Genomic DNA, 21,279 nt, shown 5'->3' with positions numbered 1-21,279 from the left:
AGCACGCGCCCATCCGTCAAATCATTCCTGGCCGCGGACCGCCCGTCGCCCAGTCGAGAAGCTCAACGGTGTGCACGACGGGGACAGAGGTGCCGCTGGCAATCTGCATCATGCAGCCGATATTGCCCGCCGCGATCACATTCGGCTTGACGGTCGCGATGTTGGCGACCTTGCGATCGCGCAGCTCCATCGCGATGTCAGGCTGGAGAATGTTGTAGGTCCCCGCCGAACCGCAACACAAATGACTCTCCGGTATATCTTTCACCACGAATCCGGACTTGGAAAGCAATTCTTTCGGAATGCTCGTGATTTTCTGCCCATGTTGCAGTGAGCAAGCCGAGTGATAGGCCACGACGATGTCGTCGCGCCGAGAGGCGGAGGCCAGTTCGAGACCGGCGAGATACTCGGTGATGTCCTTCGCCATCGCCGACACGGCGGCCGCGGCCGCCGCATATTGCGGGTCTTCGCGCAGCATGTGTCCGTAGTCCTTGATGACGGTGCCGCAGCCCGAGGTCGTCACCAGGATGGCGTCGAGACCGCCGCGTTTCATCTCCCCGGTCCACGCGTCGACATTGGCGCGCGCCCGCGCCAGCGCGTCGGCATCCTGCCCCATGTGGTGGGTCAGCGCACCGCAGCATTGCTCGTCCCTGACCAGCACGACCTCGACGCCGTGTCGTGTCAGGACGCTGATCGCGGCCTGGTTGATGCGCGGCGCCAGCGCCGCCTGCGCACAGCCCTGCAGCAGCGCCACGCGGCCGCGCCGCGCGCCCTGCGCCGCGAACACGCTGCCGCCCGCCGGCCCCGGCGGCGGCAGCGCCGCGGCAGGCGCCAGGTCGAGCATCGCCCTGACGCGCCGCAGCAGGCCCGGCGCAGGTGTTCGCGTCGCGGAGGACGCCGGCAGCAGCGCCTTCAACGGCCGGCCGAGCCGCGCCAGGGTCATCGCCAGCCGAAACTCGCGCGGCCGCGGCAGCACATAGGCGAGCACGGCGCGGAGCCACCGGTCGGTCAGCGGGCGCTGGTAGCGCTGCTCGATTCGCACCCGCGCCTGATCGACCAGATGCATGTAGTGGACGCCCGACGGGCAGGTCGTCATGCAGGACAGGCACGACAGGCAGCGGTCGATGTGCTTGACCACGTCGGCGGTCGGGGCCTGATCCTTCTCGAGCATCTGCTTGATCAGGTAGATGCGCCCGCGCGGGCTGTCGAGCTCGTCACCGAGCAGCACGTAGGTCGGGCAGGTCGCGGTGCAGAAGCCGCAATGCACGCAGGCGCGCAGGATCTTGTCGGCGACCGCGATGTCGGGATCGGCAAGCTGCGCCAAGGTGAATTCGGTCTTCATGGCGCAACGCTCCGACGCATCCTGCCGCGGTTGAGAATGGTCTTGGGATCGAAGGAGACGCGCACCCGCTCCTCCAGCGCGGCGACACCCGGCGGCTGCGGGTGGAAGACGTCGACCGCCAGACGCATCTCGTCCCACGCGCGCAGCAGGGTGGCGTGGCCGCCGACGGCCTCGGCCTGCTTGCGCACCAGCGCCGCGGACGCATCAGGCTGCGGCGGCAGCGCGGCCCAGATCAGCCCCCCGCCCCAGTCATAGATCACCTCGCCGCCGGTCTGGCGCGTCAAGGCCTGCCCGATGGCGCCGCCCGACACCGGCGGGCAGACGATCCGCCACACCGTCCAGGCCCCGAGCGGGCCGTTGGCGGCGAACGGCAGCACGTCGCGCACGGCGCTCCAGACATCGGCGGAGGCGTCGTCCGCGATGATCTCGGCCGCACCGTAGGCCGCGAGCTGTTTGGCGAGCGACGCCGCCCGATGCGCCGCGGACGCCGTGATGCCCTCCAGCCTGATCACCGTGACCGCCTCGCGCGGCGAGCCGGTCGGGCTCAGCCCGGCGACCTCCGGCCGCAACGTCGAGGCCGGCAGATGCGCGGCTCCGGACACATCGAACGGCGAGCCGAGCGCCGCCGTCATGGCCCGGTTGGCCTTGAGGTCGTCGAGCCCGCGCAGCACCAGGGTGCGCTCGGATTCCGGCCGCGGCATCACCTTCAGGGTCGCCTCGGTCATCACCGCGAGCGTGCCCCAGGAGCCCGCCAGCAGCTTGCAGAGATCGTAGCCGGTGACGTTCTTGACCACCTTGCCGCCGGTCTTGAAGCTCTCGCCGAAGCCGGAGACGGCATGCGCCCCGAGCAGATGGTCGCGCACCCCGCCGGCGCGGATGCGCCGCGGACCGGCCAGCCCCGCCGCGATCATGCCGCCCAGCGTGCCGCGCCCGGTGGTGCCGAGCAGTGGCCCCGTATCCATCGGCTCGAACGCGAATTGCTGGCTCTTCGAATCGATCAGCGACAGGAGGTCGGCGAGCGGCGCCCCGGCCTGCGCGGTGATGATCAGCTCGTTCGGCTCGTAGGCGACGACCGCGCTCAGCGCCGACAGGTCGAGCACGGCATTGGTCGCGGTGACCTGGCCGATCCCACGCTTCGAGCCATGGCCGATCACGTCGAGCGGCTGCTCATTGGCGATGGCCGAGCGGACCACCTCCTCCACGTCGGCTGCGTTGCGTACTTTCAGGGCGTCCACCACTGCTCGCCTTGCTCGTTGATGATGACCGGCGGCCCAGCGCGACGCGCGGCCACCGGCGTTGCAGCCCTTCTAAAGCGTTGCCGGCCGGACACAAGGGCGGCCACGACGGAACGTTCACGCGCAATCTGCATGGCCCCGCCGTCGTGCTCTGCGGCATCGAGACCTCGCTGCCCTGCAGGACCATCGCATATGACGCCGTCAGAGTCCGGCCGAGCTGTTTCAACGTCGTCATGGCCGGGCTTGTCCCGGCCTGCGCGGCCGAAGCCGCTTCGGCGCGGCGAAGGCCCGGCCATCCACGTCGTCGAACCCGGAGAAGGAAAGACGTCGATGCCGGGCTTCGCCCCGCGAGGCGCCGGGCCGCGCAGGCGGAACAAGCCCGGGCATCGCGTACTCCCCAGCCCGTAGGGCGGGTAAGCGAAGCGTAACCCGCCGCCTTCCGAGACACATGGCGGATGACGCCTTCGGCTAATGCGCCCTACGCCCTCATGTGCACATCCATCCTTCGTCCGCCATCGAAGGATCAGATGCAGGAACTGCGGTATCGTTGCCCTTGCAGCACTTCAACGAAAGGACCGATCCCCATGACCGGATATGCCATCTCAACGAAAACCGTGAACGAGGCCGTCAGCGGCGGCGGCCTGCTGGTGGTGGCGCAATGGGAGGCCAGGGACGGCGAGGCCGACCGCGTCGCCGAGATCCTGTCGCGCTTCCTGCCCGAGGCGCAGCGCGAGCCCGGCGCAAAACTGTTCCTGATCTCCCGCGCCAAGGACAACCCGGCGCAGTTCCTGTTCTACGAGCTGTTCCGCGACGAAGCCGCGTTCAAGGCCCACCAGGAGAGCGATCACTTCAAGACCTACATCGCCGGCCAGGCCCTGCCGCTGCTGGCACGGCGCGAGCGGATGCAGTACGGGCTGATTTAAGCCTGGGAACCCGTCAAGATCGAAACTGGGTGGAGAGCGGCCCGTCCCTTTCCTGCGATGAAGGGGGGCCGCCTTCAGAGGCCGCTTTTTCAGTGGCAACGCCCGCTGAGCCATTCAATAGAGTGCACTGTCACCGTAATTCGCAGCTGTCGTCCTTTCTTCTGCTGGCAGATCAGGCCGGCTACGCCATCGACCTCGACGCACTCGATCCGGACGCTTTCCCGCAGGCGATGATTGCGAGCTTCGACGGCGATGAGGCGCCTTTCAAGACGGCCATTCAGGCGATCATTGACGATGAGGCCCCAAGAGGACTTGGCGTAGATCGGCATCGCTGGTCGCACTACGGTCAGTGCGCTTCGGTATGGCGATCGAAATCAGACAGTGCGAGGCTCGACCCGAGCAAAGAGTCGGAGCCGGTGAAGCTCGTCGGCCACCGGACGAAGGATCTGAAGGAGGCCGAGCGTGAGACGGGTAAGCAGGCCTTTAAGAGTTGGCAAGCGCGAAGGGAGCTTGAGCGGCGGGCAGCGAGAACATCTTTTCGCGCTCCTCTTCTGGTGGTAACTTGATTCCAGCTTTCCTGGAGGGGCGTATGAACGCTGAGGTTTTACCTCGCGCTAGTTGCTGCATATATTGCGGCGCGAGCAACGCTACCGGCTACCTTAAGCCCCTGAGTACGGAACATATAGTACCACTCGCGCTGAATGGTGATCTAATTCTTCCGGATGCAAGTTGTGAGCGCTGCCAAAAGATAACAGGAACGACGGAGCAAATCGTCCTTCGAGGACACTATCGAGGATTGCGTATTCAGCAAGGGTGGAAGCACAGAAAGAAAAACGAGCAGCCGACTGAGCTTCCAATTTTTCTACCTGATCCCGCTGGTGGCCGGGATATAAGGCGAATGGTCCCTCTCGCCGAATATCCCTATGTTAGCTTCTTCTTTGATCTTCCTACTCCTGGCATTCTAATCGGCATCCTTCCTGAATGGGAATATGGCCTGAAGTATCGTTGGCTGAGGCTACAAGCGACTGGTGTTGATCCGCCAGTTACTTCGGAAAACCTCACGACTTTCTCCACACCGTCTCTCGATCTTCATTCCTTTTGTCGAATGATCGCAAAAATTGCGCATGCTTTCGCTGCTGCGAAAGTCGGGCTTCATTCTTTCGTTCCGCTTCTAGAACCGATTATTCTAGGTAACGCTACGAACTTTTATCACTTCGTTGGTGGGTTTCCAGGCGCGACGGAAATGCCCATCGCCGATAAGCCATACGAGATATCATTGTCGAGAGAAACATGCTCTGGCCGAACATATCTCGTCGCCAAGATAAGGCTTTTTGCAAATGTTCCAGGGTCGAGGGCCTATCAGGCTGTTGTCGGTAAGATAGCGTCCTCAAACGAGATTTGAGATGCAATGCTTCGCCGATCCACCCTGCATGGTGAATCACGCCGGGCCGTCAGTAGCAAAATTGGCATCGAGATTTTCTCCTTCCACACCGAGGCGCGGGGTTTGCTGCAATGATCAGTTGGGGGGATGTCGCATCGTGGCTCCTGCAAACGGCGACCGCTACCATCGCCGCCTTTGTCGCTTTTGTCATCCTATTGCCCACAAAGCTTGCAGAGAAATATCTCAGCTTTCATTTTGACCAAAAACTCGAAGGCCTAAAAGGCCAACAAAACCAACAGATCGAGACTCTTAAGGAGCAACTCGCTCATTTTAGCGACCGCGGGAAACGGTCAAACGAAATGGAATTTGCTGCGATTAAGCTGGTCTGGGAAAAGTTTGTCGAGGCGTATCTAGCAACGACCACCTGCGCACTGGCGCTTGTCGAGCATCCCGACTTCACGCTGATGTCCGATGCCGACAAGGAGGCGTTCATCTCTCAGAGCGATTTTTCTGAGCGCGAAAAATACCGCCTGCGTAGAACAGCGGACCAGAACAGAGAATATACAGCGATCGTAACATGGCAGCAAATCTCGCGCGCCGGTCGTGAACAGCATGAAGCGAGATTGTTGCTGCGCAAGCAGCGGATTTTCATGCCAAAGGAACTGCATGATCAGTTTATGGAAGCTATCAGCAAACTCGCAGCCGTTTATATCCAACGAAAAATAGGGTCCCAGACCCCTGGAGCCGATGGATTCGGCGGCCCGATCCCGGAATTTCTGAATAGCCACGAACAGATGTTTGAGCACCTTGCGACACTATCCAACACTCGGCTGTTTCGCGACGAGACACCTCCAAGAACCAAGCTCTACAGAGGAAGATGGTCGTAAGATGCGACATTTTCATTTGTACTTGCGTGACTGGCTAGAAGGACATTCACGCTGGAGCCAACTGAAGTCGCTAGGTAGTTCGAACCTTGTTCGGGCATCCGTGCTTATGCCTGCTTTCGGATACATGCTGCTACTGAACGATCAAGTACACCAGTACCTAGCCGTCAAATATGACGGCTGGCTTCTCAACTACCTTCCCAACGTGTGGCGGATTTGGCTTTTGTTTTATGGAAGCTTTTCCTTGGCGGCTGCGACCATCCTGTACAGCGCCTTTTGTCCTCAAGAGGTCAAGCTATATTCCAGTGCTTTTGAGATGGCCGACGCCGAAGCCAAGCACCATTTCAACATCAATGAAGCTTCAATTGTTCAACGCGAGACCAGGGCAATGTACTTGCAAATGCCTCGATGGATGTATTCTTATTTCGACATGAACAACATGAATCACGAAATCGACGTTGGCACATTTCCGAATCCAGAGGCGTATCTATCAAAATTTTTGATTCTCCGATGGAGAATACAAGACATGCAACGAAGAGGATTGCGGATCCTCTTATATGTGCTTTTCTCAGTCGGCCTGTCGCTCATCGGCGTTCCAGCCGCGCTCACCTTTCTACAGGTCACTTCAATTCCTCTACGAAATTTATGGCCGTGAGGGATTTATCGTTTGATGGCTGCCGAACGCAGAAGGAGTCGACGTGAATTGGAAAGGCAAACTCTGCGAATGAGTAGGCTCATCCCGACACAATGTGAGACTGCGGCCTTCGCGAAATGGATGGAAGCCTTGGAAGAGGGGCCCCTCTCCGGGGCGTCGGGCAAATCACCTCAGCAATTTTGAGCGATTGTCACTGCATAAATTGGCACGCCGACGCCAAATCGCCTCGCGCGGAAAAACTCATTTCGCGAGCACTTTCAATGCCGAACGACCAGCCCGTTCGCAGTGAGGCGATTTTTCTCTTTCGCTTTTACAGAAATAATGTCATCCTCCCCCCATCCCGCCTCACCGAGAGGGGCGTACGCGCGGTCGTCACGATATGCGAGGTGGGGATGCGGTGGCCGTGTCGGGTCGCAGCGTGATCTGATCATGCCGACGAACGACGTCGACGCGGACGTGAAATCGTGTGGGCCTGGCCTCCCGGTGCTGAGGCCAAGCGTGTCGTGCCCTTTGCGGGGCGGGCCGACGACGGGGACAAGAACGCCGATCCCCGGGGCGAGCACGTATAAGCGTTAAGACCGCCGCGCAGGGAATGCCGGTTGATCGGCTGAACCTGTGGTACCTGCCGCCTGCATTTTTTTCGCAGGCGGGCCATGGGTGAGGCCTTCACCCGGCATTCCCTGCGCCCTCTCGATTGGTTTTGGAGGGCGGTGTCGATGGCATCACTCGGGCGGAGCACGCCGCGGGGATGCGGACGTGTGTCTGCGGAGTGGAGATGGATGCGATGAGGACGACTCTTTCCGTCGTCATTCCGGGGCATCGCGCAGCGATGAGCCCGGAATCCATAACCACGAGCGGGCGTTGTCGGAGCGAGATGGAGCGAACCGCGCGCCCCCCACAGCGGCCTGTGGTTATGGATTCCGGGCTCGCCCTGCGGGCGCCCCGGAATGACGCGGGGAGAGAGGTTCGCGTCAGATCCAGCAGACGTAGTTGATCGGGCAGACGTCGGATGAGGCCGCCCTGCCCTCCGCCCGCCTCAGAACCTCGGCAGGTCCGGAAACGCCAGCTTGCCGCCGTGGACGTGCATGCGGCCGAGCTCGGCGCAGCGGTGCAGGGTCGGGAACACCTTGCCGGGATTGAGCAGGCCCAAATGATCGAAGGCGCACTTCACCCGCTGCTGCTGGTTGAGGTCGATCTCGGTGAACATTTCCGGCATCAGGTCGCGCTTCTCGATGCCGACGCCGTGCTCGCCGGTCAGCACGCCGCCGAGCTCGACGCAGCACCGCAGGATGTCGGCGCCGAACGCCTCCGCACGCTCCATCTCGCCCGGCTTGTTGGCGTCGTAGAGGATCAGCGGATGCAGATTGCCGTCGCCGGCATGGAACACGTTGGCGCAGCCGAGCTGGTACTTCTCCGAGAGCTCGCGGATGCGGGCCAGCGCCTTCGGCAGCGCGCCGCGCGGGATGGTGCCGTCCATGCAGAGATAGTCCGGCGAGATGCGCCCGACGGCCGGAAACGCCGCCTTGCGGCCGGCCCAGAACAGGTTGCGCTCGGCCTCCGAGGTCGAGATCCGGCAGGTGGTCGAGCCGCAGCCGTTCGCGATCGCCTCGACGCGGCCGATCAGCTCGTCGACCTCGACGCCGGGGCCGTCGAGCTCGATGATCAGCAGCGCCTCGACGTCGAGCGGATAGCCGGCATGGACGAAGGCCTCGGCGGCGTGGATCGCCGGCTTGTCCATCATCTCCATGCCGCCGGGGATGATGCCGGCGCCGATGATGCGCGCGACGCATTCGCCGGCGGCCTCGACCTCGGCGAAGCCGACCATCAGCGCGCGCGCCGTCTCCGGCTTCTGCAGGATGCGCACCGTCACCTCGGTGACCACGCCGAGCAGCCCTTCCGAGCCGGTGATCAGGCCCATCAGGTCATAGCCCGCGTTCTCGGCGCACTTGCCGCCGATGCGCAGGACCTCGCCGGTCATCAGCACGAGCTCGCAGCCGAGCACATTGTTGGTGGTCATGCCGTATTTCAGGCAGTGCACGCCGCCGGAATTCTCCGCGACGTTGCCGCCGATCGAGCAGGCGATCTGCGACGACGGGTCCGGCGCATAGTAGAAGCCGGCATGCGCCACCGCCTGGCTGATGGCGAGATTGGTGACCCCTGGCTCGGTGACGACGACGCGGTTGTCGAAATCGATCTCGCGGATGCGCTTGAACTTGCCGAGCCCGAGCAGCACCCCGTCGGCCAGCGGCAGCGCGCCGCCGGACAGCGAGGTGCCCGAGCCGCGCGGAACCACCTTGATGCCCTGCCCGTGGCAATACTTCAGGACCTGCGAGACCTGCGCGGTGGTCTCCGGCAGAACCACGACCATCGGCGGCTGGCGGTAGGCCATCAACCCGTCGGACTCGTAGGGCAGCATCTCGGCGGCGCTGTCGATGACGCCTTCGCCCGGCACGATCGCACGCAGTGCAGCAACGATCTCGTCGCGGCGCGCCAGCACCGCCCGATCAGCTTCCGGCATCATGATCGCCATCGCGTTCCTCCGGCCCTCGATTTGTGCTGGCATATCAATCACAACGGAAACGGTTTGGATAGGCAGCGGATCCGCATCGGAGTTTGCGGCAGAGCAACAAGCTCCGCCATTATGCTGATTTGCCTCAGTGCTTCCCCGCTTGTGCGTCGCCTGAGGCCATGCCACAACCTGCGCGCAAACTCGTCTCGTAACCCACAGAGCCTGATCCATGAAGAAAATGACTTTGAGCGCGCTCGTCGTCCTCGCCTCGTCGTCGCTGGCATCTGCCGCGCTGGCGCAGGATGCCGCCGCCGGCAAGACGTCCTTCAACAAGTGCCTGCCCTGCCACGCGATCGGCGAGGGCGCGAAGAACAAGGTCGGCCCGGAACTCAACGGCCTCGACGGCCGCAAGTCGGGCAGCGCGCCGGACTACAACTATTCGGAAGCCAACAAGAACTCGGGCATCACCTGGAACGAGGCGGTCTTCAAGGAATACATCAAGGACCCGAAGGCCAAGATCCCCGGCACCAAGATGACCTTCGCCGGCATCAAGAACGAGACCGAGATCAACAACCTCTGGGCCTATGTCTCGTCGTTCGACAAGGACGGCAAGCAGAAGCAGTAAGCGGCCGCCGGCCGACACGTCACCTCGACTGCAAAGCCCCGGCGGACCGCCGGGGCTTTTTCACATCACGGCGCCAGGGCGTCGACCGGGATCACCGCGGCGACGATCCGGTCGACCTCGCCCGCCACCAGCTCCGGCACCGCGTTCTGGACCATGTGCCCGAGGTCGGGCAGCACGATCAGGCGGCTCTGTGGCACGACCCGCGCGAGCGGGCGGGAATGGATGTCGGTATGGACCGTCCGGTCGGCCTCGCCCGCCACGATCGTGACCGGGACCTTGATCTCGCCATAGCGCGGCGCCTGCTCGATCACCGCCTGCTTCAGGGTGACGAGATCGCGGGCATTGGCCATGAACTCGCGCGGGCGCAGCAGCAGCGGCGTCGCGGTCCGGTCGACGAAATCGTCCGGCATCGCCTGCGGCGCGAACACGCCGCGGGCGCCAGGCGCCATCAGCGCCAGGCCGAGCGGCAGCGTGATCGTGTGCGCCAGCAACGGCCCGACCACCGGCGTCGTGACGGCCTCGTTGTAGCGCCCGACCCCGCCCCGCCAGGGATAGGCGACCGGCGCCAGCATCACGAGGCCCGCAACCCGGTCGGGGAAGTCGAGCGCCATGCGCAGGCCGAGCGCGCCGCTCCAGGAATGCACCACCAGGACGACCTGGCCGACGCCGAGCCGGGCCAGCACCTCGTCCAGCATCCGGGCCTGGGCGGCGGGCGTGGAATCCTCCGGCCGCGCGCGCGGGCTCCAGCCGTGGCCGGGACGGTCGACCAGGAGCACCCGGTGGCGCTGCGCCAGGAGATCACCCAGCGGGCGGCGCATGGCTTCGAGGTTCGAGCTCGCCCCATGGAGCAGCAAGAGCGGCGGTCCAGACGCGTTGCGCGGCCCGATATCCACAAGATTGATGGTCGCACCGGCGACCGGGATCGCCTGCCCTTGCTGCGGATAGCGCTTTTCGACGATCGCTATACCGGCCCGCGTGGCCAGCGCGAGCCCTCCCAGGACGACAGCAATAGTGATTGAAATCATTGATACTTTTCTACGTGTCACGCTGACAGATACGGTGCAGAACGAAGGCGGTTGCGCGGGCAAGCGCGCAATTCCACGTCCCGTCAAGCCAGTCCTGTCATCATGGCGTCGTCGGCCATTTTATAACCATGGTCGGGACATTTCCTCGCAATCGGCTGATGCCCGTGAATTACTTGCGGTCAGATCATTGCGTCGTTTGAACACGATGACCGGCCCTGTGTTTTGTTTGGTGTTTTGGGAGGGGGTTACCGATGAGTTTTCGTTCGAGCGAGGCTGCGATCGACGAGATCGTCGCAAGTTGCAATGGCGATCTCCGCGGCGCGCTGAAGGCCCTGCTGCTGGTCAACGAGCATCTCGAGGCCGAGATCGCGCAGCTGTATGCCGCAGCCGCGCAGTACGGCATGCCGGACCGCCGCAGTACCGCATTTCACTGAGCCGGCTGACCGGGCCGGATTGCGCCGATCAGTCCTCGGACGTGATGTCCTTGTTCGGGCACGCGTTGATCGTCGATCGCGCCAGCTTGGCGTCGTCTTTCGACTTGAACGGCCCGGACGCGAACCAGATGTCACCCATGGTGGGGGTGACGATCGGATTGCTGGTCACGATCTCGCAGCGATTGGTGGCGCGGTTGCCGACCACCCAGAACATATCCGGATCCTCGGCCCAGGCGGCCGTCGCCGTCATTCCGATGAGCGCTGCCGTCAGCACTGCACGCGTCATTGCGCCACCTCCTCGCCGGATGTCCTCCGATCAACGGCAGGTGGGATGGCGCGGATCGGCCGGCAAGGACGGCCGTCCTGACATGGTTAATCGACCGCCAAGGCTAGATGTCGCGGCCTTCGACCTTCTCGGTCAGCGTCTTGACCAGCTCCGGCACCTTGTCCAGGTGCGGATTGACCTCGAGCGCCTTGCGGAACGCGTCCAGCGCCCGCTTCTCCTCGCCGAGGTCCTGCATGATCATGCCGAGACCGGCGAGCGCGCCGAAGTGCCGCGGCTCACGCAGCAGGACCTGCTGGATGTCGGCAAGCGAGCGACCGTAATCGTTCTGGAGGTAATAGATCGTCGCGCGACGGTTCCAGGCCTCGACGTAGTCCGGCCGGAGCTTGATGACCGAATCGAGCAGCTTGAGCGCAACCTCGTTCTGCTTCGCGTCCATCGCCGCCTTGGACCGCGCCATCAGCAGGGCGACGGTGTCACTGGGGGTCTGCAGCCAGATCGCCCAGATCCGCGCCTCGACGTGCTTGGCGCTGATCTCGTCGGGTGCGGCCTTCAGGGCGCCGAACAGGAAATCGAGGCCCTTGGTCTTGTCGGCTCCGACCTTGGGCAGCTTGGCCGGAGCCTCGGGCGGCTTTGGCTTGGGCGTCGCGCGCGGCTCGCCCTGCGCAAAGGCAAGATGCGGTACCGAAATGACGACAACGGCGAGAAGAATCGCCCGCAAGGATCGCTTGGCCATGCTCCAAGTCTAAACGCAGTCGGCGCGTCCTGCAAAGCAGCACGCGCCTCAAAGACCTGTGAGGAGGCCCCTCCTCTCGAGGGGAGATCTACGGGATCAGCCCTGGCGCGCCTTGAAGCGGCGCTGGACCTTGTTGATCACGTAGACGCGGCCCTTGCGGCGGACCAGACGGTTGGCGCGATGGCGGCCACGCAGCGACTTCAGCGAGTTACGGACCTTCATGGGACATCCTGATACGTTGAAAGGCCGTGTTGGACAGGCCGGAAGTGGCAAATACAAAGGGAGTTCCGCAAGCGACCAAGTCGCCCGGATTGGCCGGTTTCTAACCACCAGCCCGCCGGATGTCAATCATGGCGGGCCCCGGCTTCAACAGAACCGGCCGGCGACGCGCCCCTCGATCCAACTTGGCGATTGCCAAATTTGTTATATCCTATAATCAATTTTCCAAAGCCAAGAACCAACCGCCGGGAACGCCCATGCCCAAGCTCGCTCTGCCCAAGATCGACGACGTCGTCGCCATCGACATCCACACCCACGCCGAAGAGCCCTGCGGCATGCATGCGGATGACGGCTACGACGATTTCCAGGCCCAGATGGCCGACTACTTCAAGTCGCCGCACAAGCACCCGCCGACGGTGCCGGAGACGGCGGCCTATTACCGCTCCAAGAACATCGCCGCCGTGATCTTCCCGGTCGACGCCGAGCGCGAGACCGGCTTCCGCCGCTACAACAATTACGAGATGCTCGAGGTCGCTTCCGACCATCTCGATGTGCTGATCCCCTTCGTCAGCATCGATCCGCACAAGGGCAAGCTCGGCGTCCGCGAGGCGCGCAAGCTGATCGAGGAGTATGGCGTCCGCGGCTTCAAGTTCCACCCGACCATGCAGGGCTTCTACGCCAACGACCGGCTGGCCTATCCGCTGTATGAGGCGATCAACGACGGCGGCGCGATCGCGCTGTTCCACACCGGCCAGACCGGCGTCGGCTCGGGCATGCCGGGCGGCATGGGGATGCGGCTGAAGTACTCGAACCCGATGTACATGGATGACGTCGCGGCCGACTTCCCCGACCTCAAGATCATTCTCGCCCACCCCTCCTTCCCCTGGCAGGAGGAGGCGCTGTCGGTCGCGACCCACAAGCCGAACGTGTACATCGACCTCTCCGGCTGGTCGCCAAAGTACTTCCCGCCGATCCTGGTGCGCTACATCAACTCGATCCTGCAGGACAAGATGCTGTTCGGCTCCGACTGGCCGGTGATCACGCCCGACCGCTGGCTCGCCGATTTCGCCAAGCTCGACATCCGCGAGGAGATCCGGCCGAAAGTGTTGAAGGCCAACGCGCGCAGGCTGCTCGGGATCTGAGGCCGTCCGACGGCTCGTATCGTCGAGGATCGTGCTATCATCCGCGGGCGCGGTGGCCATCGGCCATCGCGCCTGCCTCTCTGATGAGGTGAGCGCCGTGCCCTTCAAAGCCGTGGTCTTCGATGCCTATGGCACGCTGTACGACGTCCAGTCGGTAGCGGCGGTCACCGAGCAGGCCTTTCCCGGCCACGGCGACATCATCACCCAGATCTGGCGCATCAAGCAGCTCGAATACACCTGGCTGCGCTCGCTGATGCAGCGCTACGAGGATTTTTCGGTCGTTACCCGCGAGTCGCTGCTCTATACGCTGCGCGTTCTCGGCCTGCAGGCGGATGCGATCACACGCGATCGCATCATCGCCAAATATCTCGATCTCGATCCCTACCCTGATGCACGTGCCGCGCTCGCCGCGATGAAGGACCGCCGGCTCGCGATCCTCTCCAACGGCAGCCCAGCGATGCTCGACGGCCTGGTGAAAGCCAGCGCCTTCGACACGCTGCTCGATGCCGTCATCAGCGTCGATGCCCACAAGATCTTCAAGCCGAGTTCGCAAGCCTATGCGCTGATCGAGGAGACACTCGGGCTTGCGCCCGACGAGGTGCTGTTCGTGTCCTCCAATCCCTGGGACGTCTGCGGCGCCAAGGCCTTCGGCCTCAACGTTGCCTGGATCGAGCGCGTCACTCCCGAAGCCATGGCGGCGGCCTGCATCGAGACCGATCTCGTGTCCCCGCTCACGATGTTCAAGGCGCTGCGGACCCAGATGGACGAGTTGGGTTTTGCGCCCGATCATCGTATTGCTGCGCTTTCCGAATTGCCTGAGATCGTCAACACGCATGAGCCTTGAATCCGTCCGCGCCTTCTTCGCCGAAAAAGCCCCCGACATCGACGTTCTCGTCTCCAGCCAGAGCTCCGCAACCGTGGCGCTCGCGGCGGAAGCCTATGGCGTGGAGCCGGCCCGCATCGCCAAGACGCTGTCGTTGCGCGTCGGCGAGCGCGTCATCCTGATCGTCGCCGCAGGCCACGCGCGCATGGACAACAAGAAGGTGAAGGCACTGTTCGGCGGCAAGCCGAAGATGCTCGGCCTCGACGAGGTCGCCGACATCACCGGACACGAGGTCGGCGGCGTCTGCCCGTTCGGCTTGAAGTCGCCGCTACCGGTGTATTGCGACGTCTCGCTGAAGGCCTTCGACATCGTGGTGCCCGCCGCGGGCTCGACCCACAGCGCGGTGAAGATCACGCCGGATCGCTTGGCCGAGCTGACGGGAGCCGCATGGGTCGATGTGTGCGAGGTGCAGTCCTGATCGGCTGGGATCGGCGGCCGCGATCATCGCTTCTTCCCCTTCGCGAGTTCCTTCACCAGAAACTCCGTCAGCACCTCGACCCGCGCGGGGCGCGGGCCGCCGGGCGGCATCACCAGATGCATTGCGCCTTCGGGCTGGCTCCAGCCCTTCAGCACCACCTCGACCTCGCCAGACGCGATCGCGTCGCCAACGATGAAATCCGGCAGGTCCGCGATGCCGAGCCCGGCGAGCACCGCCGGCAACAGCGCTTCGCCATTGTTGACGCGCAGCTGTCCCGCCGGCCGTACGCTGGCCTGCTCGCCGGCCGCATTGGTGTAGTGCCAGACGCCGGCGGTGGAGAGATAGGCGTAGCCGAAGCATTTGTGCTCGGCGAGATGCATCGGATGCGTCGGCCGTCCGTGGCGCTTCAGATAGGACGGCGCCGCCACCGTGTAGCGCGGCATGGGGCAAAGGCGGCGCGCGACCAGCGACGAGTCCGGAAGCCGCGCGATCCGCAGCGCGAGGTCGAACCCTTCGCCGATGAGATCGACGGTGGCATCGCTCATGTGGAGGTCGATCGAGACCTCCGGATATTGCTCCAGAAACGCCGGCAGCAGCGGCGCGATCTTCTTGACGCCGAACGTCATCGGCACCGCGAAGCGCACCAGGCCGCGCGGCGTCAGCGACTGCGCGAGCGCCTCGGTCTCGGCAGCCTCGCCATCGGCGAGCAGCTGCGCGGCGCGCTCGGACAGGCGCTGGCCGGCGTCCGTCAGCGCCAAGCGCCGCGAGGTGCGGTTGAACAGCCGCGTGCCCAGACGCTCCTCCAGCCGGCTCACCGCCTTGGAGACGGAGGCCTTGGAGAGGCCCAGCTCCTGCGCGGCGCCCGCGAAGGAGCGCAGCTCGACGACCTTGGCGAAGATCGCCATCGCCTCGAAATCCGGAAGTCGCGCCATCGCCTCAAATCTCGTTTTTGGAAACAATAGGTTTCAATAGTTTCTATTTCTATACTCCGGTCGCTTCCTTATTCCAATGCCCAACAGCACGGCGGCCCCGGCCGTCCGTTGCAACCACAGGAGCAGACCCATGATCGAATTGAAGCCCTTTGCGGCGCTGGGCGGCGCCGACCACGGCTGGCTGAAGGCCAAGCACCATTTCTCGTTCGCGAGCTACTACGACCCCAGCAACATGGGCCACGGCGCCCTGCGCGTCTGGAACGACGACGAGATCGCGCCGAACACCGGCTTCCCGGCGCATCCGCACCGGAACATGGAGATCATCACCTATGTCCGCGAGGGTGCGATCACCCATCAGGACAGCCTCGGCAACAAGGGCCGCACCGAGGCCGGCGACGTCCAGGTGATGAGTGCGGGCAGCGGCATCCGCCACTCCGAATACAATCTGGAGCCGACCACGACGCGGATCTTCCAGATCTGGATCGAGCCGACCACCGATGGCGGACAACCGACCTGGGGCGCCAAGCCGTTCCCGAAGTCCGACCGCTCCGGCAAGCTGGTCACGCTGGCGAGCGGCTTCGCAGATGACGGCGACGCGTTGCCGATCCGTGCCAAGGCGCGCGTACTCGGCACCACGCTGAAGGCCGGCGAGACCGCCGAGTACAGCGCCGACAAGGCCCGGCACATCTATCTGGTGCCCGCAGCCGGCAGCGTCGAAGTGAACGGCGTCCGAGTCAACGCCCGTGACGGCGCCGCCATCCGCGACGAGGCCACGCTCAAGATCACCGCGCTCGAAGATTCCGAGCTGGTGCTCGTCGACGCCGCCTGACCTCTCACGCGATCCCGGCCGGGCATCCGGCCGGGACGCTCTCCCCGATCATCCTCGTCCCCACGGAGACTGCCATGACCAAGGTTCTCGTTCTCTACTACTCCGCATACGGCCACATCGAAGCGATGGCCAACGCGGTGGCCGAAGGCGCCCGCGAGACCGGCGCCACCGTCGACGTCAAGCGCGTGCCCGAACTGGTGCCGGCCGACGTCGCCAAGGCCTCCCACTACAAGCTCGACCAGGCCGCTCCGATAGCAAAGGTCGAGGAGCTCGCCGACTACGACGCGATCATCGTCGGTACCGGCACCCGCTTCGGCCGCATGGCCTCGCAGATGGCCAACTTCCTCGATCAGGCCGGCGGCCTGTGGGCCAAGGGCGCGCTCCACGGCAAGGTCGGCGGCGCCTTCACCTCGACCGCGACCCAGCACGGCGGCCAGGAGGTCACGCTGTTCTCGATCATCACCAACCTCTTGCATTTCGGCATGACCATCGTCGGCCTCAACTACGGCTTCGCCGGCCAGATGAAGCTCGACGAGGTGACCGGCGGCTCGCCCTATGGCGCCACCACCATCACCGGCGGTGACGGCAGCCGGCAGCCGAGCGCGAACGAGCTGGCGGGGGCGCGCTATCAGGGCCGCGTCATCGCCGAGACCGCAAAGAAGCTGCATGGCTGATGCGACTGGGGCGGCACTTCCGTAAACGAAGTGCCGCCCCATCTCGCAAAAGTCGGAAGGATGCCAAGGAGTCTGCAATGCCCGCCATGCTCGAACTGGTGACGCTGGCCCGGTTGGCCCGCCATCCCCTGCAGATGATAGCGCGCCGCTGGTACTGCAAGAGCCTCTACCGCGCCAGCCGCGGCCAGCGCCGCTGCCCGGAATGCACGGCCGCTACAGCGGCTTGATCTGCACCTTCCTGAACTTCACGACGCCCGAGCCGTACTGCAGGGCGATCGGTCCCGCCGCGTGCTTGCTGTCGTCGACATCGGCGGTCTTCTCGCCGTTGAGGATCACGGTCAGCCGCGTGCCCTTGGCGGTGATCTCATAGGTATTCCACTTGCCGCCGGCCTTCGGCATCGGATCGACCTTGGACACGTCGACGATCGCGCCGGTGCCGTATTTCGGATCGGGCCGCTTGTCGAAGATGTTGACCTCGTAGCAGATGTTGGAGTCGATCTTCGCCGACTGGTCGCAGCGGATGAAGATGCCGCTGTTGGCGGCGTCATCGACCCAGAACTCGGCCTTGATCTGGAAGTCCTTGTAGCTCTCCTTGGTCACCAGATACGATGGATCCTTGCCATCGAGCTTGTCGGCCGACAGCGCGCCGTCCTTCATCTCCCAATTGGCCTTGCCGACCTCGGTGAAGTCGGCCTTGGTCGTGGAGTCGACCAGGGTCACCCAGCCGTCATCGGCCAATGCCGCTCCCGTCATGCCTGCGCCCGCAATCAATAGTCCGGCCGCGAGCCCTCTCAAGCGATACCGCATCGAAACTCCTCCCTGATTTCTGTTTCGTTCGTCGCCACGATAGCAAAGCGCCGGACAATGCAAACGGGTTTCGATGCTGCACCTGCTCTATCGTCTCCTCCAACTACACCGCCGTGGCGCGCGCAAAATCGACATAGATCTCGCGCAGCCGCGCCGCCACCGGTCCCGGCTTGCCGTCGCCGACGGGCTTGCCGTCGATCGTGACCACCGGCTGCACGAACGAGCTCGCGCTGGTGATGAAGGCTTCCTTCGCCGCGAGCGCCTCCTCCACCGTGAACAGCCGCTCCTCGACCTTGAGCTGGCGCTCCTCGGCGAGCTTCACCACGGCCTTGCGGGTGCAGCCCGGCAGGATCGCGTTCGAGTTCGGCCGCGTCACGATGACGTCGTCCTTGGTCAGGATGAAGGCCGAGGACGAGCCGCCCTCGGTGACATGACCGTCCTCGACCATCCACGCCTCGCCGGCCCCGGCCGCGGCGGCCGCCTGCTTCGCGAGCACCTGCGCCAGCAGCGCCACGCTCTTGATGTCGCGGCGCGCCCAGCGGATGTCGGGCACGGTGATGACGCCAATTCCCGTCTTCGCCGAGGGCGCATTGATGATGTCCTTGGCGGTGACGAACATCACCAAGGTCGGCTTGACGTCGCCCTTGGGAAACGGGAAGTCGCGGCCCTTGTCGGCGCCGCGCGTCACCTGCAGATAGACCATACCCTGGTCGAGCCGGTTGCGTGCGACCAGCTCCTTCTGCAGCTCCTCGATCCGCGCCAGGCTCTCCGGCAGCGCCAGCCCGATCTCGCCGACCGAGCGCTTCAGGCGGGCAAGATGCGGGGCACTGTCGACCAGCTTGCCATCGAGCACCGCCGCCACTTCGTAGATGCCGTCGGCAAACAGGAAGCCGCGATCGAGGACCGAGACCTTGGCCTCGGACAGGGGCACGAAGGCGCCGTTGACGTAAGCGATCGGGTCCAAGGACGTGTCTCCATTCTCATCTGCGCACGCAAAGCCATCTGCGTACACCAATTGTTACTCTCGCCGTCATTCGGGGGCGATGCGCAGCATCGAACCCGGAATCTCGAGATTCCGGGTTCGCCCTGCGGGCGCCCCGGAATTACTCACCGGACTAATGCGACAGGATCTTCGACAGGAACTGCTGCGCGCGCTCGCTGCGCGGCTGGCCGAAGAACTCCTCCTTCTTGGCGTCCTCGACGATCTCGCCGCGGTCCATGAAGATGACGCGGTGGGCGACCTTCCTGGCGAAGCCCATCTCGTGGGTCACGACCATCATGGTCATGCCCTCGCGGGCGAGATCAACCATGACATCGAGCACCTCGCTGATCATCTCCGGATCGAGCGCCGAAGTCGGCTCGTCGAACAGCATCGCGATCGGATCCATGGCGAGCGCACGTGCGATCGCCACGCGCTGCTGCTGGCCGCCGGAGAGCTGCGCCGGAAACTTCTGCGCCTGCTCCTTGAGACCGACGCGATCCAGGAGCTTCATGCCCTTCGCGGTCGCTTCCTCATGGCCACGACCCAGCACCTTCTGCTGGGCGAGGCAGAGGTTGTCGATGATCTTGAGATGCGGAAACAGCTCGAAGTGCTGGAACACCATGCCGACCCGCGAGCGCAGCTTCGGCAGGTTGGTCTTGGAATCATTGACCTTGAGGCCGTCGATCGTGATCACGCCGTCCTGGAACGGCTCCAGCGCGTTGACGCATTTGATCAGGGTCGACTTGCCGGAGCCGGAGGGGCCGCAGACCACCACCACCTCGCCCTTGGCGACCGAGGTCGTGCAGTCCTTCAGCACCTGGAAGCTCGGGCTGTACCATTTGTTGACGTGGCTGATTTCGATCATGGGAGCCGACTATCTGATGATGGAGATGCGCGACTGCAGGCGGCGGACGCCGTAGGACGCGACACAGGAGATGGTGAAGTAGACCAGGGCCGCGAACAGGTACATCTCGACCAGGCGGCCGTCGCGCTGGGCGACTTTCGAAGCAGCGCCGAGGAAGTCCGGAATCGAGAGCACGTAGACCAGCGACGTGTCCTGGAACAGCACGATGGTCTGGGTCAGCAGCACCGGCAGCATGTTGCGGAACGCCTGCGGCAACACGACGTAGCGCATGGTCTGCGCATAGGTCAGGCCGAGCGCCGAGGCCGCGGCCGGCTGGCCGCGCGAGATCGACTGGATGCCGGCGCGCATGATCTCGGAGAAATAGGCCGCCTCGAACAGGATGAAGGTGATCAGGGAGGACGCGAACGCGCCGACCTTGATCGGCCGCGACGAGCCGGTGATCCACTGCCCGATATAGGGCACCAAGAAGTAGAACCAGAAGATCACCAGAACCAGCGGCAGCGAGCGCATGAAGTCGACATAGAGCCCGGCGATAAAGCCCATCACCCGATAGCCGGACAGCCGCATCAGCGCGATCAGGGTGCCGAACACAAGACCGCCCGTCGCCGACAGCGCCGTCAAGGTCAGCGTGAAGGTCATGCCGTCGATGAAAAGATAGCTCAGCGAGCGGCGGATGACGTCGAAATCGAAATTGGCCAGCATCTCATTTGCCCGTGATGTAGCCAGGGACCGCCACCGCGCGCTCCAAGAGCCGCATGCCGATCACGACGATGACGTTGATGACGAGATACATCAAGGTGGCGGCGCTGAAGGCCTCGAACACCTGGAACGAGAATTCCTGCATGGCGCGCGCAGCGCCCGTCAGTTCGATCAGACCGATCGTGATTGCGACGGCGCTGTTCTTGACCGTGTTGAGAAATTCGGACGTCAGCGGCGGCAGGATGATGCGGAAAGCCATCGGCAGCAGCACGTAGCGGTAGGCCTGCAAGGTGGTGAGGCCGAGCGCGGTCGCCGCCAGCTTCTGGCCGCGCGGCAGCGAGCCGATGCCGGCCGCCAATTGCACGGCGACACGCGCCGACATGAACAGGCCGATGCCGACGGCCGCCGTATAGAATGGCGCATTGGGCATCTGCTTCAGCCACAGGCCGATCGTGGGCGGCAACAGCTCCGGCAGCACGAAGAACCACAGGAACAGCTGCACCAAAAGCGGCATGTTGCGGAAGAACTCGACATAGGCGAAGGCGATCCAGGTCGCCAGCTTGGACGGCAAGCTGCGCAGGATGCCGACGATCGTGCCGCAGATCAGCGCGATCACCCAGGCCGACAGCGAGGTCACGATGGTGACCTTCAGCCCCGCCAGCAGCATGTCGAAATAGGTGCCGGCCCCGGTCGGGTTCGGCTCCAGGAAGATGTGCCAGTTCCAGGTGTAGTTCACGGGGACATCCTGAGAGGGAATTAGCTCGCAAGTCGCATTACACAGTCTTTGCCAAAAACTCGCT

At 63.9% G+C, this 21,279-nt stretch carries 26 protein-coding genes; 13 read left to right on the top strand and 13 right to left on the bottom strand.

Annotated features, from left to right (window positions below):
• Nucleotides 1-16: 16 nt before the first annotated feature.
• Both glcF and ACQR13_RS27785 read right to left on the bottom strand, forming a co-directional pair.
• Complete coding sequence (glcF, locus tag ACQR13_RS27790) at nt 17-1,339, bottom strand: glycolate oxidase subunit GlcF (protein ID WP_434863450.1); 1,323 nt, start codon at nt 1,337-1,339, stop codon at nt 17-19.
• Nucleotides 1,336-2,574 (bottom strand): FAD-binding protein, encoded by a 1,239-nt coding sequence (locus ACQR13_RS27785; RefSeq protein ID WP_434863449.1) that lies wholly within the window; start codon nt 2,572-2,574, stop codon nt 1,336-1,338. The genes glcF and ACQR13_RS27785 overlap by 4 nt, the downstream gene beginning before the upstream one ends.
• 584 nt (nt 2,575-3,158) lie before the next feature.
• Between ACQR13_RS27785 and ACQR13_RS27780 the strand changes: the two genes are divergently transcribed.
• The 5 genes from ACQR13_RS27780 (at nt 3,159) to ACQR13_RS27760 (ending at nt 6,417) form a co-directional block, all read left to right on the top strand.
• Nucleotides 3,159-3,497, top strand: coding sequence for a putative quinol monooxygenase (locus tag ACQR13_RS27780; RefSeq protein ID WP_434863448.1), 339 nt, complete (start codon nt 3,159-3,161; stop codon nt 3,495-3,497).
• 92 nt (nt 3,498-3,589) lie between these two features.
• Nucleotides 3,590-4,063 (top strand): hypothetical protein, encoded by a 474-nt coding sequence (locus tag ACQR13_RS27775; RefSeq protein ID WP_434863447.1) that lies wholly within the window; start codon nt 3,590-3,592, stop codon nt 4,061-4,063.
• A gap of 23 nt (nt 4,064-4,086) precedes the next feature.
• Entirely contained in the window at nt 4,087-4,899 is an 813-nt protein-coding gene (locus ACQR13_RS27770) for a hypothetical protein (protein ID WP_434863446.1), read from the top strand.
• A 110-nt stretch (nt 4,900-5,009) separates the two neighbouring features.
• Entirely contained in the window at nt 5,010-5,765 is a 756-nt protein-coding gene (locus ACQR13_RS27765) for a hypothetical protein (RefSeq protein WP_434863445.1), read from the top strand.
• A gap of 124 nt (nt 5,766-5,889) precedes the next feature.
• A complete protein-coding gene (locus ACQR13_RS27760) occupies nt 5,890-6,417 on the top strand; it encodes a hypothetical protein (RefSeq protein WP_434863444.1) in 528 nt (175 codons plus the stop codon).
• A gap of 1,036 nt (nt 6,418-7,453) precedes the next feature.
• On the opposite strand, the gene ACQR13_RS27755 is transcribed toward ACQR13_RS27760, so the two are convergent.
• Complete coding sequence (locus tag ACQR13_RS27755; protein ID WP_434863443.1) at nt 7,454-8,947, bottom strand: FAD-linked oxidase C-terminal domain-containing protein; 1,494 nt, start codon at nt 8,945-8,947, stop codon at nt 7,454-7,456.
• Between the two features lie 208 nt (nt 8,948-9,155).
• Between ACQR13_RS27755 and cycA the strand changes: the two genes are divergently transcribed.
• Nucleotides 9,156-9,551: a cytochrome c-550 CycA gene (gene cycA, locus ACQR13_RS27750; protein WP_315716648.1), complete on the top strand. Its 396-nt coding sequence runs from the start codon at nt 9,156-9,158 to the stop codon at nt 9,549-9,551.
• A gap of 65 nt (nt 9,552-9,616) precedes the next feature.
• On the opposite strand, the gene ACQR13_RS27745 is transcribed toward cycA, so the two are convergent.
• Nucleotides 9,617-10,576 (bottom strand): alpha/beta fold hydrolase, encoded by a 960-nt coding sequence (locus ACQR13_RS27745; RefSeq protein ID WP_434843225.1) that lies wholly within the window; start codon nt 10,574-10,576, stop codon nt 9,617-9,619.
• Between the two features lie 251 nt (nt 10,577-10,827).
• Between ACQR13_RS27745 and ACQR13_RS27740 the strand changes: the two genes are divergently transcribed.
• Nucleotides 10,828-11,010 (top strand): hypothetical protein, encoded by a 183-nt coding sequence (locus ACQR13_RS27740; protein ID WP_315716646.1) that lies wholly within the window; start codon nt 10,828-10,830, stop codon nt 11,008-11,010.
• A gap of 28 nt (nt 11,011-11,038) precedes the next feature.
• On the opposite strand, the gene ACQR13_RS27735 is transcribed toward ACQR13_RS27740, so the two are convergent.
• The 3 genes from ACQR13_RS27735 to ykgO form a co-directional block, all read right to left on the bottom strand.
• Entirely contained in the window at nt 11,039-11,296 is a 258-nt protein-coding gene (locus ACQR13_RS27735; RefSeq protein ID WP_315825408.1) for a hypothetical protein, read from the bottom strand.
• Nucleotides 11,297-11,399: 103 nt separating this feature from the next.
• Complete coding sequence (locus ACQR13_RS27730; protein WP_315825409.1) at nt 11,400-12,029, bottom strand: tetratricopeptide repeat protein; 630 nt, start codon at nt 12,027-12,029, stop codon at nt 11,400-11,402.
• Between the two features lie 96 nt (nt 12,030-12,125).
• The gene (gene ykgO, locus ACQR13_RS27725) at nt 12,126-12,251 is read right to left on the bottom strand and encodes a type B 50S ribosomal protein L36 (RefSeq protein WP_006611362.1); all 126 of its coding nucleotides are present in this window, start codon (nt 12,249-12,251) and stop codon (nt 12,126-12,128) included.
• Nucleotides 12,252-12,505: 254 nt separating this feature from the next.
• Here ykgO and ACQR13_RS27720 point away from each other — a divergent pair, with 254 nt between their 5' ends.
• From ACQR13_RS27720 to ACQR13_RS27710, 3 genes are all read left to right on the top strand, one after another.
• Nucleotides 12,506-13,390 carry an amidohydrolase family protein gene (locus ACQR13_RS27720; RefSeq protein WP_315716643.1) on the top strand — a complete coding sequence of 295 codons (885 nt, stop codon included), beginning with the start codon at nt 12,506-12,508 and terminating at the stop codon, nt 13,388-13,390.
• A 97-nt stretch (nt 13,391-13,487) separates the two neighbouring features.
• Nucleotides 13,488-14,234: a haloacid dehalogenase type II gene (locus ACQR13_RS27715; protein WP_315825410.1), complete on the top strand. Its 747-nt coding sequence runs from the start codon at nt 13,488-13,490 to the stop codon at nt 14,232-14,234.
• Nucleotides 14,224-14,691 carry a YbaK/EbsC family protein gene (locus ACQR13_RS27710; protein WP_315716641.1) on the top strand — a complete coding sequence of 156 codons (468 nt, stop codon included), beginning with the start codon at nt 14,224-14,226 and terminating at the stop codon, nt 14,689-14,691. The genes ACQR13_RS27715 and ACQR13_RS27710 overlap by 11 nt, the downstream gene beginning before the upstream one ends.
• Before the next feature lie 23 nt (nt 14,692-14,714).
• On the opposite strand, the gene ACQR13_RS27705 is transcribed toward ACQR13_RS27710, so the two are convergent.
• Nucleotides 14,715-15,623 carry a LysR family transcriptional regulator gene (locus tag ACQR13_RS27705; RefSeq protein ID WP_315716640.1) on the bottom strand — a complete coding sequence of 303 codons (909 nt, stop codon included), beginning with the start codon at nt 15,621-15,623 and terminating at the stop codon, nt 14,715-14,717.
• Between the two features lie 130 nt (nt 15,624-15,753).
• On the opposite strand from ACQR13_RS27705, the gene ACQR13_RS27700 reads away from it, so the two are divergent.
• The 3 genes from ACQR13_RS27700 (at nt 15,754) to ACQR13_RS27690 (ending at nt 17,353) form a co-directional block, all read left to right on the top strand.
• The gene (locus tag ACQR13_RS27700) at nt 15,754-16,452 is read left to right on the top strand and encodes a pirin family protein (protein ID WP_315753387.1); all 699 of its coding nucleotides are present in this window, start codon (nt 15,754-15,756) and stop codon (nt 16,450-16,452) included.
• Between the two features lie 74 nt (nt 16,453-16,526).
• Nucleotides 16,527-17,126 (top strand): NAD(P)H:quinone oxidoreductase, encoded by a 600-nt coding sequence (wrbA, locus tag ACQR13_RS27695; protein WP_315825412.1) that lies wholly within the window; start codon nt 16,527-16,529, stop codon nt 17,124-17,126.
• Nucleotides 17,127-17,203: 77 nt separating this feature from the next.
• A complete protein-coding gene (locus ACQR13_RS27690) occupies nt 17,204-17,353 on the top strand; it encodes a hypothetical protein (protein ID WP_315753383.1) in 150 nt (49 codons plus the stop codon).
• On the opposite strand, the gene ACQR13_RS27685 is transcribed toward ACQR13_RS27690, so the two are convergent.
• The 5 genes from ACQR13_RS27685 to ACQR13_RS27665 all read right to left on the bottom strand — a co-directional run bounded on the left by ACQR13_RS27685 (nt 17,340) and on the right by ACQR13_RS27665 (nt 21,215).
• On the bottom strand, nt 17,340-17,933 hold the full coding sequence (locus ACQR13_RS27685) for a 3-keto-disaccharide hydrolase (RefSeq protein WP_315753381.1): 594 nt from the start codon (nt 17,931-17,933) through the stop codon (nt 17,340-17,342). The two genes, ACQR13_RS27690 and ACQR13_RS27685, sit on opposite strands and share 14 nt — an antisense overlap.
• Before the next feature lie 103 nt (nt 17,934-18,036).
• Nucleotides 18,037-18,897, bottom strand: a complete 861-nt coding sequence (locus tag ACQR13_RS27680) for a D-amino-acid transaminase (RefSeq protein WP_316226963.1) — start codon at nt 18,895-18,897, stop codon at nt 18,037-18,039.
• Between the two features lie 151 nt (nt 18,898-19,048).
• Entirely contained in the window at nt 19,049-19,780 is a 732-nt protein-coding gene (locus ACQR13_RS27675; protein WP_315753377.1) for an amino acid ABC transporter ATP-binding protein, read from the bottom strand.
• Nucleotides 19,781-19,789: 9 nt separating this feature from the next.
• Nucleotides 19,790-20,482, bottom strand: a complete 693-nt coding sequence (locus ACQR13_RS27670; protein ID WP_315736525.1) for an amino acid ABC transporter permease — start codon at nt 20,480-20,482, stop codon at nt 19,790-19,792.
• A gap of 1 nt (nt 20,483) precedes the next feature.
• Nucleotides 20,484-21,215 (bottom strand): amino acid ABC transporter permease, encoded by a 732-nt coding sequence (locus tag ACQR13_RS27665; protein ID WP_315736524.1) that lies wholly within the window; start codon nt 21,213-21,215, stop codon nt 20,484-20,486.
• Between the last annotated feature and the right edge of the window lie 64 nt (nt 21,216-21,279).

The organism is Bradyrhizobium sp. HKCCYLRH3059 (assembly GCF_051168035.1).
Taxonomy (GTDB): domain Bacteria; phylum Pseudomonadota; class Alphaproteobacteria; order Rhizobiales; family Xanthobacteraceae; genus Bradyrhizobium.
This window is presented reverse-complemented; position numbering and strand designations above follow the sequence as displayed.

Bases quoted from the DNA above. Each gene is read 5' to 3' on its own strand.
- ACQR13_RS27685 (WP_315753381.1), bottom strand. From the start codon at position 17,933: ATGCGGTATCGCTTGAGAGGGCTCGCGGCCGGACTATTGATTGCGGGC.
- ACQR13_RS27675 (WP_315753377.1), bottom strand. From the start codon at position 19,780: ATGATCGAAATCAGCCACGTCAACAAATGGTACAGCCCGAGCTTCCAG.
- ACQR13_RS27770 (WP_434863446.1), top strand. From the start codon at position 4,087: ATGAACGCTGAGGTTTTACCTCGCGCTAGTTGCTGCATATATTGCGGC.
- ACQR13_RS27705 (WP_315716640.1), bottom strand. From the start codon at position 15,623: ATGGCGCGACTTCCGGATTTCGAGGCGATGGCGATCTTCGCCAAGGTC.
- ACQR13_RS27710 (WP_315716641.1), top strand. From the start codon at position 14,224: ATGAGCCTTGAATCCGTCCGCGCCTTCTTCGCCGAAAAAGCCCCCGAC.
- ACQR13_RS27740 (WP_315716646.1), top strand. From the start codon at position 10,828: ATGAGTTTTCGTTCGAGCGAGGCTGCGATCGACGAGATCGTCGCAAGT.
- ACQR13_RS27735 (WP_315825408.1), bottom strand. From the start codon at position 11,296: ATGACGCGTGCAGTGCTGACGGCAGCGCTCATCGGAATGACGGCGACG.
- ACQR13_RS27765 (WP_434863445.1), top strand. From the start codon at position 5,010: ATGATCAGTTGGGGGGATGTCGCATCGTGGCTCCTGCAAACGGCGACC.
- ACQR13_RS27745 (WP_434843225.1), bottom strand. From the start codon at position 10,576: ATGATTTCAATCACTATTGCTGTCGTCCTGGGAGGGCTCGCGCTGGCC.
- wrbA (WP_315825412.1), top strand. From the start codon at position 16,527: ATGACCAAGGTTCTCGTTCTCTACTACTCCGCATACGGCCACATCGAA.
- glcF (WP_434863450.1), bottom strand. From the start codon at position 1,339: ATGAAGACCGAATTCACCTTGGCGCAGCTTGCCGATCCCGACATCGCG.
- cycA (WP_315716648.1), top strand. From the start codon at position 9,156: ATGAAGAAAATGACTTTGAGCGCGCTCGTCGTCCTCGCCTCGTCGTCG.
- ACQR13_RS27730 (WP_315825409.1), bottom strand. From the start codon at position 12,029: ATGGCCAAGCGATCCTTGCGGGCGATTCTTCTCGCCGTTGTCGTCATT.
- ACQR13_RS27690 (WP_315753383.1), top strand. From the start codon at position 17,204: ATGCCCGCCATGCTCGAACTGGTGACGCTGGCCCGGTTGGCCCGCCAT.
- ACQR13_RS27760 (WP_434863444.1), top strand. From the start codon at position 5,890: ATGCTGCTACTGAACGATCAAGTACACCAGTACCTAGCCGTCAAATAT.
- ACQR13_RS27670 (WP_315736525.1), bottom strand. From the start codon at position 20,482: ATGCTGGCCAATTTCGATTTCGACGTCATCCGCCGCTCGCTGAGCTAT.
- ACQR13_RS27720 (WP_315716643.1), top strand. From the start codon at position 12,506: ATGCCCAAGCTCGCTCTGCCCAAGATCGACGACGTCGTCGCCATCGAC.
- ACQR13_RS27700 (WP_315753387.1), top strand. From the start codon at position 15,754: ATGATCGAATTGAAGCCCTTTGCGGCGCTGGGCGGCGCCGACCACGGC.
- ACQR13_RS27780 (WP_434863448.1), top strand. From the start codon at position 3,159: ATGACCGGATATGCCATCTCAACGAAAACCGTGAACGAGGCCGTCAGC.
- ykgO (WP_006611362.1), bottom strand. From the start codon at position 12,251: ATGAAGGTCCGTAACTCGCTGAAGTCGCTGCGTGGCCGCCATCGCGCC.
- ACQR13_RS27755 (WP_434863443.1), bottom strand. From the start codon at position 8,947: ATGGCGATCATGATGCCGGAAGCTGATCGGGCGGTGCTGGCGCGCCGC.